General features: G+C 36.4%; 11 protein-coding genes and 1 pseudogene. 2 read left to right on the forward strand and 10 right to left on the reverse strand.

The window, feature by feature from the left end; all coding sequences use genetic code 11:
* Positions 1–83: 83 nt before the first annotated feature.
* The 3 genes from KHA97_RS11165 to KHA97_RS11175 all read right to left on the reverse strand — a co-directional run bounded on the left by KHA97_RS11165 (position 84) and on the right by KHA97_RS11175 (position 4,272).
* A complete protein-coding gene (locus KHA97_RS11165; protein WP_213124820.1) occupies positions 84–1,286 on the reverse strand; it encodes a glycosyl hydrolase family 18 protein in 1,203 nt (400 codons plus the stop codon).
* Positions 1,287–1,549: 263 nt separating this feature from the next.
* Entirely contained in the window at positions 1,550–2,473 is a 924-nt protein-coding gene (locus KHA97_RS11170; protein ID WP_213124821.1) for an LCP family glycopolymer transferase, read from the reverse strand.
* Between the two features lie 305 nt (positions 2,474–2,778).
* Positions 2,779–4,272 (reverse strand): glycosyltransferase, encoded by a 1,494-nt coding sequence (locus tag KHA97_RS11175; protein WP_213124822.1) that lies wholly within the window; start codon positions 4,270–4,272, stop codon positions 2,779–2,781.
* 710 nt (positions 4,273–4,982) lie between these two features.
* Here KHA97_RS11175 and KHA97_RS11180 point away from each other — a divergent pair.
* Entirely contained in the window at positions 4,983–6,905 is a 1,923-nt protein-coding gene (locus KHA97_RS11180; RefSeq protein WP_213124823.1) for a gamma-glutamyltransferase, read from the forward strand.
* A gap of 397 nt (positions 6,906–7,302) precedes the next feature.
* Here KHA97_RS11180 and KHA97_RS23975 read toward each other — a convergent pair.
* The 3 genes and pseudogenes from KHA97_RS23975 to KHA97_RS11190 form a co-directional block, all read right to left on the reverse strand.
* Positions 7,303–7,499, reverse strand: a pseudogene (locus tag KHA97_RS23975) (IS5/IS1182 family transposase); the annotation flags it as partial.
* 166 nt (positions 7,500–7,665) lie between these two features.
* Positions 7,666–8,760: a Gfo/Idh/MocA family protein gene (locus KHA97_RS11185; RefSeq protein ID WP_213124824.1), complete on the reverse strand. Its 1,095-nt coding sequence runs from the start codon at positions 8,758–8,760 to the stop codon at positions 7,666–7,668.
* Positions 8,761–8,868: 108 nt separating this feature from the next.
* The gene (locus tag KHA97_RS11190) at positions 8,869–9,435 is read right to left on the reverse strand and encodes a polysaccharide deacetylase family protein (protein WP_213124825.1); all 567 of its coding nucleotides are present in this window, start codon (positions 9,433–9,435) and stop codon (positions 8,869–8,871) included.
* Positions 9,436–9,581: 146 nt separating this feature from the next.
* Here KHA97_RS11190 and KHA97_RS11195 point away from each other — a divergent pair, with 146 nt between their 5' ends.
* The gene (locus KHA97_RS11195; RefSeq protein WP_213124826.1) at positions 9,582–10,016 is read left to right on the forward strand and encodes a hypothetical protein; all 435 of its coding nucleotides are present in this window, start codon (positions 9,582–9,584) and stop codon (positions 10,014–10,016) included.
* 29 nt (positions 10,017–10,045) lie between these two features.
* On the opposite strand, the gene KHA97_RS11200 is transcribed toward KHA97_RS11195, so the two are convergent.
* From KHA97_RS11200 to KHA97_RS11215, 4 genes are all read right to left on the reverse strand, one after another.
* Positions 10,046–10,729, reverse strand: coding sequence for a copper homeostasis protein CutC (locus tag KHA97_RS11200; RefSeq protein WP_213124827.1), 684 nt, complete (start codon positions 10,727–10,729; stop codon positions 10,046–10,048).
* Positions 10,730–10,793: 64 nt separating this feature from the next.
* Positions 10,794–11,537: an SIS domain-containing protein gene (locus KHA97_RS11205; RefSeq protein ID WP_213124828.1), complete on the reverse strand. Its 744-nt coding sequence runs from the start codon at positions 11,535–11,537 to the stop codon at positions 10,794–10,796.
* Positions 11,530–12,258 carry a creatininase family protein gene (locus tag KHA97_RS11210; RefSeq protein ID WP_213124829.1) on the reverse strand — a complete coding sequence of 243 codons (729 nt, stop codon included), beginning with the start codon at positions 12,256–12,258 and terminating at the stop codon, positions 11,530–11,532. The genes KHA97_RS11205 and KHA97_RS11210 overlap by 8 nt, the downstream gene beginning before the upstream one ends.
* A gap of 9 nt (positions 12,259–12,267) precedes the next feature.
* On the reverse strand, positions 12,268–13,263 hold the full coding sequence (locus KHA97_RS11215) for a phosphotriesterase family protein (protein ID WP_213124830.1): 996 nt from the start codon (positions 13,261–13,263) through the stop codon (positions 12,268–12,270).
* Between the last annotated feature and the right edge of the window lie 154 nt (positions 13,264–13,417).

Raw genomic sequence — 13,417 nt, forward strand, 5'->3', positions numbered from 1 at the left:
AACTAAGAGTGAAAAAAGGAGTTAACAGAATAAATGATAACACATCATTAGTGCCCGCCTCCAGTTAGACAATGGGGCGGGCGCTATCGACTCTCTTCTTCCTGTCTTTTAATCAGAACATCAAAAATAGCGCTTGTTAAACTACGCGTCCCTTCAGCATCATGCCCCAACTCCCATAGCATCATTCCACCAAATTCGTTAGCAAGAGCAAGTTTGGTTTTCTTTATCATTGTCGTTTCTCCATTATAATGATAAGTCGTCCCGTTCAAGTTAACTATGTCTCTTTCAGCATTTGTAGGATCGTGATTAATGATAGCATTATAAGATAAATGCATTTTCGTTAAGTCTTCTGGTTGTGCATAGAGAGGAACTCCTAATACTAACTTTTTCTTCGAAATTCCAAGTTTGTCAAATAAATTAGACCAATAGCTTACGATTTTGTTAGTAAATGGATACGGTGATAAATTTGCAGCATTATATTTCCCGTCCCATTGACCGTCATATGCCATGATATTAACACGGTCAACATAATGAAACATGGATGGATCATAAACGACTGATTGAACTTCTGTCCCTGTCACACTATGAATCATTGAATATACGGCTATCGATAACTCCTTGTCATTTAAGTGTAACTTTTCTCCCAATGTTTTTGTAAAAACAGCTAGATAATGTGCGTCCTCTTTTGAACGGGGGTGCTCAAAATCAATATCAATCCCATCAAGATTCTCTTCATTCGTTAGTTCAATTAGTTCGTCAATAAGCTTTGTACGAGAAGTGGGATTTGCTATGGCAGTTTTAAAATAGTCATATGATCTTCCGCCTTTCATGTGGCCATGGCCACCTACAGCAATCATTACCTTTGTATCTTCTTGGTGTGCATTTTGAACCATTTTGCGAAGATATAATGTATCTTCTTGGTGTGCATTTTGAACTATTTTACGAAGATTTGATAAGGCCTTCTCACCATTCAATATGAGACTTCCATCTTTTTCAGGATGGACAAATGAAAAAATAATATGTGTTAACTTCGTATAATCGATTGACGCGGGATCTCGAAAATCCTGAATATATCCTATTAATACTTTTGAATCGACAGGTTCTAACTGGGGGTTTTCCTTTTTAATATGTTGTTCTGATTTTGGTCCTTCTCCTTTTATGAGTTGGCTTTGTGTTTGTGTCTGATCTTTTTCTGTAATATAACTTGTAAATATAGATACTAAAAAAAATCCTCCTATAAAAGTGAGCACTGCTACTATTGTTAGAAGGAGGTAGTGTTTCTTCATTCAACATCCTCTTTTCGTAGAAAATCGTCTTTATAGTATCAGAAAGAAATGGGAAGTAATGAGGCGGAAATAGTGTAAGCAACCATATTACTCTAATTAGAGTTAACAAGGTTGCTTATTATAGTTATAAATCTTTATTAAGCTGTTTAGTCCAAATAAAACTTGTGATCGACTATCAAAAATGTCCATTTATGATAAAGTAATTCTTTTGCATCGGAACCTTTAAGCTTGAAATCAATAGGCATAGACCGATAGATAGAAAGTTATTGCTTGTCAATCTCAAGGTGTTTTTTCAATTCATTGGAAAGTTCATCGAGCTTTTCTTCATCTGGTATAAAATAGTAAGTTTTATTTATTTTCGAATCTTTTCCATCAATTTGGTGCTGTACTATGTTTTGAAGGGACTCTTTATAATTGGATTGAATATCCCACATATCATTGAAAGTCAAGTTTGTTTTCACGTTATTTTCAACAACTTTAAATATATCATCAAATTTCGTAATAGAGGATATGTGGGATCCCTTATTAATCACAGCTTCAATTACTTGACGTTGTCGAAGTTGTCGACCAAAGTCCCCCCGTGGGTCGTCCATTCTCATTCGAGAGTAACCTAGGGCTTCTTTACCATTCAAATTGATCGTGCCTATCGGATAATGAACACCATAAATAGTAAAATCTATATCATTATCTACTTTCACTCCTCCTACTGCATCAACAATATCTACAAAGCTTTTCATATCACCCTTTATAAAATAATCAACAGGAATATCTAAGAACTTTTCTACAGTACGTATGGCCATTCCATGACCACCTAATGCATGAGAGTGGTTAATCTTATCTTTTGTTCCTTTCCCAATTATCTTAGTATACGTATCACGAGGAATGCTTACCACATGCATGGATTGACTATGAGGATTAATCGTTAATAAGATTAATGCATCAGACCGTCCGTGTAGTTCTCGACCTGCCGGCTTATCAATTCCCATTAGTAAAACCGAAATGGGATCCCCTTCTTTAAGGTTAATCTTTTCTAGTCGTTCTTTAGATTCGTATTTTACTTGAATACTTGCTACAGTTGACGTTACCATAGACCATATGTAATATGCAAAACTGCCTGTCCCTAAAAGTAAAATAACAATTGTGGTCAATATAATTAGTAATATTTTTTTTCTCTTTTCAGTGCGCATAGTATACCTCACTTTAATAAATCCAATGGATTATAGATTATTTGTATATATTTAAAAATAAGAAAATATAAATTATTGAACTGTGGATAAGCGTTTCGACATCCAGCGATTAATGTACTTCCCACTCCTCACTGCGATAAGGTTAACATCGAATCGCTTACGCTCTTCGTGTATCCTTTATCCATTCGGAGTGGTCCAGTCCATACATCGTTAAACGGCACTTGTAACCTTGAGGTGAGGGTCTTACTGCCGTTACTGCGGGATAATAAGTTGTCCTGAAAATACAAACTCTCTTAATTATTGGACTATGCTACAGATTTAGAATCAGTTTGATAGTCTCGTCCTGTTCGATTTACTTTATTCCAGTCCTTGTTGAAGAAATAAGCAATACTTCCATACATTACAAGGTTCATAATGATAAAGCGATAGATAAAAATATCTAGGAGAATAGTAAAGAATAAGCGATAGATATCCTTTTTTTGAAATCTAAATCCGTAATACTTACTCACTCCAATTGCTATCAAATTATACATACAATGAAATAATAAAATGTAAAGCAAACTGGTAATAATATGTAAAATATCAGAAGAAAATGGATTAAAGATAATATTTATTACAAATAAGCCCGTCATAATATAAGCAGTAATGGTTCTACCTACAAAAGATTCAAATATATAGAAAAACGAGACTGCTTTAGTAAATAAGGTTTTACAAAAAAAAGAACGGAAATGGATGACACAGTCTATAAATGCCTTTTGCCAGCGTACGCGTTGTTTAAAAAAGTCCTTCCAGTTTTCAGGTAATTCTGTATAAGCAACAGCTTCTGAAATTAGAGCAATCTTCTTATTTTTATGTTTGGATACGTACTTATGGATTCGTAGGGTTATGTCTATGTCTTCTCCTATAGCTGAACGATAACCTCCTACATTAAGAAGTGCTTGTTTCGTAAAAATACCAAATGCTCCTGATATGACGGCTAAAGCTTGAAAACGTGCAAGTGATAATTTTGTAACATAGAAAGCTTTTAGAAAATCCAATGTTTGGAGACGTACTAGCATGTTTGCACGAAGTAAAGACAAAGAGCTCAAAGGTTTAGATGTTTTTGTTTGTAGAACGTGCACGACTCCGCCTGCAGCAACGACGTCCTTATCTTCAAAGGTTTTGTTAATCACTGATAGGGCCTGATCTGTCAAGATGGTGTCTGCATCTAATGTGACAACTAAACTTTGACTTGAATATTCAATGCCTGCATTTAAGGCATCAGCTTTTCCACCATTCGTTTTATCTAAAACGAATATATGAGGGTAAAGCTTGGATTGATAAACATTTTTTACTTTTTTATGGGACAGCTTTCTGAGTGGAGATCTAGAACATGGTGTTAATTTTAGAAACTTATTCAATAAAGAAAGTGTTTCATCCGTTGATCCGTCATTGATATAAATTACCTCAAACTGTGAATAAGGTAATGTTTTCACACTGTTAATCGAAGTTTCAATAATTCCCTGTTCATTGTAACAAGGGACAATTATACTAATCCCTTTTTCTATTTCTACATTATGATTAACTTCTTCGCTTTTTTCCCGAAACCAAGGTAAACAATGGAGTAAATGAAGCACGGGGAAAGCATTGCCTAAAAAGAATAAAAATACGAGAATATCATCCCAAAAAACAATCGAACTTATAAAATCAATAATCGAAGGAGCTTTATCTTGCTCATTAGTTACTGAATTTGCGTGTACCACTTCCTTAAAAATAAAAACATATAGAAAAAGAAATAATGATGATATTTTCTTTATCAATGTTCTGTTCACCACCTCACTAACATGTTATGTTATCAGAGAATAAGGAAGTAGAAATTATTTCTGTTGGAAATTTAGAATAATTTAATATGAGTAATTTTGTTGTTATAAATGAAAATTTATATAAATTAAATATGTATAAAAATGGGTAATAATGAAGTCTTTTATACTATTAAGTATGCAAGGATTGTGTAGTAGTCAAATTAAAATCAGAAATAAGCTTTAATAGATATTAAACAGGCATATAATCTGGATCTAAATACCTAAAAATATGTTTTCTTTGAAATCCAAATGAAATTTTCAATTCTCTCAAAAAATCTCGTTCTACATTTATCTAGTTGTAGTATAAAATCAAAAATGGCAAATGAAATTAGTGAAAATTACTACAATTAAAACAACCATTTTAATGTCCACTCATATACAAAATAACGCCGAAATTCATATCCTATCCCCTAATATTTATAATTCCATTGATTTACAGACCTTTATACGAGTAAATGGAGGAATAGATAAAGGATAATCGTGATGTTCATTTTTTATGATTCTTTCCTAACGGTCTAAGAGATTTATCGTTATCCTTTTTTTAACTTTTCTCATAATTGTAACGGAAATATTACATCTGTGAATTTTCGATTAAATCAGTTTTCCTTCCTTTATTTTCTGATAATATTAATCTTGTTATGAAAATTTAGTGGGTGGTGAACGGAACTTTGTTAAAGAAGTTAATATCATTATGTCTTTTTTTAAATCTTATTATTACGGGAGGAGTGGTACACGCCAATTCGGTATCCAGTGAACAAGATAGTACACCTTCAGTTACTGATCTCATAGGTTCACAAGAAAGTTATGGTGTGAGTGCGTCTCATCCCCGCGCAGTCGAAGTGGGAATGAAAGTGCTTGAAAATGGAGGGAATGCCGCCGATGCTGCCATTGCTGTTTCCTACACGCTTTCTGTTGTTGAGCCATTTGCGTCAGGGATTGGCGGCGGTGGTCAAATGCTACTTATACCGCCGAAGACAAATAAGCCTGTTGTTTATGATTATCGAGTACAAGCCACATCTGATAAGAAACGAGGTAGTAAAAAATCAGGTGTCCCCGGTTTCGTTAAAGGGATGGATGCGATACATAGAGATTATGGGTCAAAACCATTTGCTGAACTGATTTCACCTGCAATTGACTTCGCAGAGAAAGGAGTTGAAGTCGAGCAACTATTATCGGAACGTCTTACAGGCGCCATTCAGAGGATGCCGGTAAAGGACTTACCGCATTTCTATCCTGATAAGAAACCCATAAAACCGGGGGAAACGTTAAAACAAACGGAGTTGGCGAAAACTCTAACTAAAATCAAAGAAAACGGTCCAAATGCTTTTTATAAAGGTGAAATAAGTGAGAGTTTTATAAAAGCTGTTCCATACGTGGATAAGAAAGATTTGGAAGACTATGAAATTCAGAAACCAGAACCTGTTACAGGAAAACTGAAGGAATGGACCGTTTATTCTGCCAGTCCTCCTCTTACAGGAGTACCTCTTGTTCAGTCGTTAAAACTTGCTGAAAAAATGAATATAGCTGAAACAAAAGGTGATGAGGGCCGATTCACTCATTTAATGACAGAAATCTCAAGAGTCACAAAGAATGATAGAATAAAAGAAATCGGAGATCCTACATTCAATAAAATAGATGTGGATGAACTTGTCAGTGATGCTCATATCGAAAAACTTGTTGATAATATTTCTCCTAGCAAGATCTCAACAGTAACAGAGGATGACGGGGAAAACGTTAATGATTCCAATACAGATACAACACATTTTGTCATTGTCGATAAAGAAGGAATGATGATATCTGCAACTAATACATTGAGCAATTTTTTCGGATCAGGAAAATATACGGATGGTTACTTTATCAATAATGCCACTGAACATCAATTTAGCACTAAAAAAGATTCACCAAACCGTTATGAACCTAATAAGCGCCCAAGAAGTTCTACTACTCCAACAATTTTGATCAATGGAGAAAGAGCTATTGGGATTGGAACCCCTGGAGGTGGAAGAATTCCGTCTGTATTGGCACAAGTGTTAGCCAGACATCTTTATCTGGATGAATCATTTGAAGAGGCTGTGAGAGCTAAAAGGTTTTATGGTAAAGATGAATATCTGTATGTAGAAGATGGTTTTCCTGAAGAGGTAAAAGATGACATGAGAAACCGAGGATATAAGGTTCAAGCAAAGCATCTATCCGTCTACTTCGGTGGAATTCAAGCGCTTGAAGTGAACAAAAAAGAAGATACCATTTATGGAATCGCTGATTTACGACGAGGCGGAACTTGGGATTCCAAGGGTAAAAACACTTATACCGTTCAAAAAGGGGATACCCTTTGGATAGTTGCTAATAAGTATGAAACATCGATAGATAAAATAAAAAATCTAAATAAATTGGAGTCTACCGATCTTTATCCAGGTCAACAATTAAAAATTCCTGAACCGGGTACATCGAATACATACACAGTTGTTTCAGGGGACACATTATATAAAATTTCACTTAAACTCGATATTCCGATGTCTGAGTTAAGACTAGCCAACCCGCAAATTGAAAATCCTCAGTGGATTTATCCAGGCGAAAAATTAAATGTTCCATAAAAGGGTACAAAAGGAATGACTTTTATGGATAATTCTAGTAAGAAAAGAATCGCCCAAATTTTTATAGACCACAGATGGAACAACATTGATGGTGTTTTTTAACAACTTATTATCCATTAACACACTTAGGATAAATAAGTACTTCTCGCTCTAAAGTACCTAATTTAAAATATTTATTTTAAATACCATACGGAAAACTTCCAATTATAGTATCTTTTAAAAATAAAATATCCCAATAGGGTAACCCTATTGGGATATTTTATTTACCTGTTTCTAAGTACCTAAGAGTGTTGGAACGGTAACAAACACATAGCCCAGTGCGCGTAATTCGTCAATGATTTGAGGCAATGCCTTAACAGTTTCAAATTGCCCGGATGCCTGACTCTGAAGCCATGTCGAGAAAAAATTTAAACATACGAATTGGCGAAACTGCATTGCGACCATTATTAAAACAATATTTTGTTTTTAATTCTCCAAGTATGAAAGAAAAATCTACAAGCTCATTAATTTTACGGAGCATATTATCTATTGGTACAACAATATCGTATAAAGCATGAATGGGCTAAAATTGAGAGATTCTTGATTTGAAATCACGTGGATACCACCTACATACATCTGATAACAATATTATAAAGTAAAAAGGCAGTTGAAGGTTTATGAACTTTCAACTGCCTTTATTAAATATTGGGATTTTTCAGTTGCCTCGCTCAAAATTCGGAGGTTTTTAGTAGCGCCTATTAACTAACAGGGCGCAATTTTATTAAGCAAATACTTCTTCAAGATATACAGCTTTACCTGTTTTTGCAGATTCATAGATTGCTTCAAGGATTTGTGTAACAACAAATGCTTCTTCAGGTTTTACTAATGGCTCAGTATCGTTGATGATACTTTCAATCCATTGGCGAGCTTCGATGTCAGCATCAGATTCAACGCTTCCATCATAGAACGCTACTCCGCCTGGTCCTAGGTCAACTTTAGTTGTGTAGAGCTTGCTATTGTCTTCACCATTAATGCGAAGGCCATCTTTCATGTCAGCTCCAGCTTCAGTTCCGCTTAAAGAAACTTTTGCTTCATCAACATCTAAAGTATTAAGTGCCCAGCTTGATTCTAAAACGATTGTTGCACCGTTTTCCATTGTGATGAAACCAAATGCAGAATCTTCTACAGTGAATTTAGCTGGATCCCAAGAACCAAATGCGTTAGCTGCATTTTCTTTTTGACCTAATTTATGATAAGTCGTTCCAAGAACAGCTTTTGGCTTGTAGTTATTCATCATCCAAAGCGTTAAGTCAAGTGCGTGTGTACCGATATCGATTAGCGGGCCGCCACCTTGTTTTTCTTCATCAAGGAATACTCCCCAAGTAGGAACGGCACGACGACGAATCGCATGCGCTTTCGCGTAGTAAACTTCACCTAGGTCGCCACGCTCACATAATTTATGTAAGTGTAGGCTATCAGGACGGAAACGGTTGTTATAACCAATTGTTAATTTTTGACCTGTACGCTTAGAAGTTTCTACCATTTGGCGAGCTTCTTCAGATGTTTTCGCCATTGGCTTTTCACACATTACATGCTTTCCAGCTTCCATAGCAGCGATGGAAATTTCAGCGTGAGAGCTGTTTGGAGTACAAACATGAACAACGTCAAAAGATCCGTCTGCTAGTAGCTCTTTATAATCTGAATATACTTTCGCACCTTCAACTCCATATTGAGCTGCTGCTTTTTCTGCTTTTTCAACTTCGATGTCGCAGAACGCTACCATTTCTGCTTGCTTAACTTTGGACAAGCTTGGCATATGCTTACCATTCGCAATACCGCCGCAGCCAACAATTGCTACTCTAACTTTCTCTGTCATTTCAGCATCCCCTTTTTCTAGAACTTCGCTTTTAATTTAAACGTTTTCACTCAAATAGTCAATATAAATATACGTACATGTTTTGTTTTTATTGAAAATTTTATAGATTTATAGATTTCGTAGGGTGACCATTTCATATCCCTCATCATCCAAAAATTTTAACACTCTCTCTACAGCTTCAACTGTCGTCCGATGAATATCGTGCATTAAAATGACCGACTTGTCCCGCACTTCTTCTTGTACGATTTGCAAAATAGCTTCTGGGTCACGCGATTTCCAGTCAAGTGTATCAACTGTCCAAAGAACTTCTGTTTCTCCATATCCCCTAGCAATCTCTTTAATTGACTCATTTGTATTCCCATATGGAGGACGGAAGTGAACAGGAGCTTCCCCTATCACCGTTTTAATCACGTTTTGAGTTGTTGATATTTCCTCTTCCACTTGATCTGCATTTAAAGTAATAAGATCAGGATGATTCCAAGTATGAGAAGCAATCTCATGACCTTTATTAAAAACTTCTGCCGTTATCCCAGGATTTTCATCAACAAGTTTACCTATTTGAAAAAATGTGGCTTTTGCCCCATATTTCTCAAGGTGACTTAATATCTTTTGTGTATTCTCTGGATGTGGACCATCGTCAAATGTCAAAGCTACCTTTTTCTTACCTTTTTCCATTAATCTCACCCCGTTAAGATTCCTGCCTTCCTATCAATAATACAAAAGATTTCGAAAATGAACCACAATGAATTTGTCGAATGAATCACTCTATAAGAAGTAACATAGCATTGTTAAAATATAATTAAAAGTGAGGGTGAAAAATAATGTTTTCTCTAGCAATTTTATTTCAAATATTCGTCTTTCTCTATTTTGAAATTACGACCTTAGTCAATCTATTTCCTTGGAATGATCTGGCTAAGTATACAAAGAGGCAAAAATGGATTGAAGGCATATCTAACGGGATCATTTTACTAGTTTGCATTGGTCTATTTGCGACAAAAACAAGCTGGGGAATGGGGATTAGCTTATTATTTTGGGTATTCTTTTTCATCATGCAGCTGCTCACATGGTGGATGCCTTACTTAACAGGAAAACATTTGAAACAATTCCCTAAAAACCTATACGATTCACATTTTTCAAGAACCGTAAAGTTGCTGCCTCCCATTAAAAATCATATCATCCCAGACGCCCAGCATAACGTATTACAACTGCTTTCTTTAATTACGATTATTTTTAGTATTGCGGCGTTTATAGGATGAAGAAACCTCTCCTAAGTGGAAGAGGTCTTTTAAGAATAAATTTGCTTGATACTTTCTACCTTTTCAGGATCAATCTGTTTCATAAAACTATTTTCTTCTCGAACTCCAGAACCAAAATGGATTTCTTTTGGCTGAACTTCATCATAAAATTCTTTAAACGTCTCGACACGAAGACCATATCCAGGCATAATGTTTAAATGTGTGTTTTCCGCAAGCTCCATAAGTCGTTTAATCGTCGGAACTGATTCCGTCGCCGGCTTCCTTCCACCTGCAGTTAGAATTCGTTTCACTTGATTGAACTGAGTTAATGCTTCCAATGTTTCTTCAAGATTTCTTGAAAAATCGATAGCTCGATGAAACGTGACATCGAGTCCTTCAGCTTCTTCAAGAAGCCTCTTCATTACCTCTACATCAACTTGTCCATTTTCCGTAAGTGCTCCAATGACAATTCCATTCGCACCCAACTTCCGAACCATACGAATATCCCGAATCATAGTATCCACTTCCGAAGATTCATAGAAAAAAGATTGGCTATGAGAACGAATAATGACATTGATCGGGATAGTTGCCATCTCTAACGCTGACTCGATTAAACCGTAGCTCGGCGTGAAACCTTCCTCCTTCATCCCCACGCACAATTCAATTCGATCCGCTCCATAATCACTTGCTGCTTTGACATCTCGAATATTAGTAGCAATTATTTCTAATATCACGAAAAGATCCCCCTTTTTACAAATTGCTTACTATCATTGTAAGCCAAATAGATAAATTGTTCGATTACAAACCCTTCGTTAACAACGGGATCCTCGCTTCGTATTTTGAAACTAAAGATTTATTGTGCTCATCAGAACCCTCTATATTTCCACTTAAGAAAATTGGAGGGGTAAAGCTAGTCTCGGCCATCAACGCAATGGACTCAGCAAAAATAGCATTCAAAATAGCCGCACCTACTACAGTAGAAGTTGGGGCAAATGGCACATCAACTTTTTCATGATTCAAAACAGCGTCGCCAATTGGCGAATGATTATCAATTGCTAGGTCCACAGCATCGTACAATCGTTTTCCTGATATATGGCGTGAAGGTTGACTATTGGAATATTCAAATGAAGTGATTCCAATGACGAAAGCCCCCTTTTCTTTGGCAATTAAGGCGGCATCTACTGGAACGGGATTTCTTCCTGAAGTAGATAAAACAATCATAATATCATTTTCTTGAATATCCTGCCCTTCCATAAATGAAGCGGCATAATGATTTTTTCTTTCTAATTGTGAGGAAAGCATGGCACCTTCATGCAACATAAGTAATTCGTGGAAAATTGGCTTGATTGGCACTAACCCGCCAGCCCTATAAAAAACCTCCTCCGTTAATATGTGAGAATGTCCACAGCCAAAAAGCTGTACAATCCCACCTTTTTCAATCGCCGATGCAACTTTCGATGCTGCTTCCTTCATTTTTTCTTTCTCTGAGTCCAAGATCATCATCAGTTTTTCATTGATCTTTCCGAAATACGAATCAATCATTCGTCTCTCCTCCAATCAACATTTTCACCATTTTTTCTAAAGCCGTCTCAACGATTTTCTTCCCTTTTTCCTTTGTAGCAATTGTTGCATCCCCTAGAACAGCACTTTTCGTAAAAGATTCCCACGGAGTTGGTGTAAAATCTGCCTCTTCACCAATTTGCGGTACATCATTAATAGCACGATTCATGTCTACGAACTCCCCAGCCAAATAAAGCATGATACTCGTTTCAATTTCACACGCATGAAAATAAGTACTATGGACTGACTTCGTCTCACGAATATCTTTTACAACACCATTCATTCCGGGATAGAAAAAATAAAACACTTTTAAATCAGGAATTTTATCATATAAAACTCTAGCTGCTTCTTTCATCGCAACTTGATTCCCAAGATGTCCATTCACCATCGCCCAAGTTCGAAAACCTTGATCATACAGGCTCAATCCTATATCGACTAAAAAAGATATCAATGAATCATTGGTTATATTGATGCTCCCTGGAAAGTTTCGCAAGCTCCATACTTGTCCATAAGGCAGGCTCGGCAATACTAATGCTCCAACCCTTTCAGCGAGCATTTCCGAGAGCCTTTCCGCTAAAATAGTATCCGTACTAAGAGGAAGATGGGGACCATGGGCTTCCACCGCACCAATCGGTAAAATCGCAATTTTTGACTGCAAAATTTTCTCCTTTACCTCAAAGGAATTTTCCATACCAAATTTCATTGATTTCACCTACCCTTTGAACGTAAAACAGCGTTTTGGATTTTCAACAAAGAAGAGCTCCACTAATTTTTCACCATCGAAACCAGCTTTATTCGCTTCATCAATGAAACGAGGTACCCACTTTGCGATAATATATTCAAGTCCTAAACCGTAGCCATAATGTTTATAATATGTTTTGCGTGCTGTATCTCCGCTCACTAAAATTTGTTTTTCGTATCCTTTTTTTACGAGTTCTAAAATACAGGCAATTCTTGTACTTTCTGGAGCATATTTTATTTTTGCGATTCCATCGAAACATAGAAAACTTCCCATCGAAGCAATTTTTTCATGATAATAAGAATCAGGATTTCGGTCCATATGCCCGAAACTGACATAAGAAACATCTACGTTTTCACTTTTTAAAATCTCAATTTGTTCAAGTGCCATCGTTCCAACTTCTGTATGGGAATGGATTGGAGCTTTCGTTTCGTGGTGAGCCCTTGCGATAGCACGAATAGTTTTTTCCTCTAAAGGCGTAATCCTATTATAGGCAGTACCGAACTTCACCTGCCCTCCCTTAAATTTTGTACCTTCAAGACCTTCCTCTACTTCCTTCACAACATATTGAGTCAACTCATTAATCGAAGATCCTTCAATCCAATCTTTGTATGTGCGGAAGTTACCGCCGATGACTTCATGAAGATGGGGAGTAATGGCAGCATCCCATAAAAAACTTTTATTAAAACCAGCAGTTCCGACAATATGAATGCCTGCTTCCGTCGCAATGTTCGCTACAGCTTGAACATCTCGACCATAATCAACAGCGGTTGCATCCACGATTGCCTGCCCACCGTGATGAACAAAATCAAGAACATCCTTCAATGATGCCTCTTTATCGTCCAATAGCAAATCATCTTCACCTTTTTCCACCCAAAAAGGCGGACGGCAGACGATATGTTCATGTGAATAAGTAAATCCTAATTGCTCCGGTTTAATGTCTCCATGTAGCGTACGAATAAAACTCATAGTTGTCACCTCTAGTTTAAATGTTTAAAGAAAAGCGTAAGGCGCGCAGCCTTAGGAAACAAGCAAATGTACTGAGCCAAAGAAAGGCGTTTTTTTGCCTTTCATTGGCTCAGGCTATTTGACTTCGAGCCGATGGCGCCTGAAGCTAGACATG

It is taken from the genome of Lederbergia citri, assembly GCF_018343625.1.
GTDB classification, from domain to species: Bacteria; Bacillota; Bacilli; order Bacillales; family Bacillaceae_C; genus Lederbergia; species Lederbergia citri.

Bases quoted from the DNA above. Each gene is read 5' to 3' on its own strand.
- KHA97_RS11195 (WP_213124826.1), top strand. From the start codon at position 9,582: ATGTTTTCTCTAGCAATTTTATTTCAAATATTCGTCTTTCTCTATTTT.
- KHA97_RS11190 (WP_213124825.1), bottom strand. From the start codon at position 9,435: ATGGAAAAAGGTAAGAAAAAGGTAGCTTTGACATTTGACGATGGTCCA.
- KHA97_RS11185 (WP_213124824.1), bottom strand. From the start codon at position 8,760: ATGACAGAGAAAGTTAGAGTAGCAATTGTTGGCTGCGGCGGTATTGCG.
- KHA97_RS11215 (WP_213124830.1), bottom strand. From the start codon at position 13,263: ATGAGTTTTATTCGTACGCTACATGGAGACATTAAACCGGAGCAATTA.
- KHA97_RS11170 (WP_213124821.1), bottom strand. From the start codon at position 2,473: ATGCGCACTGAAAAGAGAAAAAAAATATTACTAATTATATTGACCACA.
- KHA97_RS11205 (WP_213124828.1), bottom strand. From the start codon at position 11,537: ATGATTGATTCGTATTTCGGAAAGATCAATGAAAAACTGATGATGATC.
- KHA97_RS11210 (WP_213124829.1), bottom strand. From the start codon at position 12,258: ATGAAATTTGGTATGGAAAATTCCTTTGAGGTAAAGGAGAAAATTTTG.
- KHA97_RS11165 (WP_213124820.1), bottom strand. From the start codon at position 1,286: ATGAAGAAACACTACCTCCTTCTAACAATAGTAGCAGTGCTCACTTTT.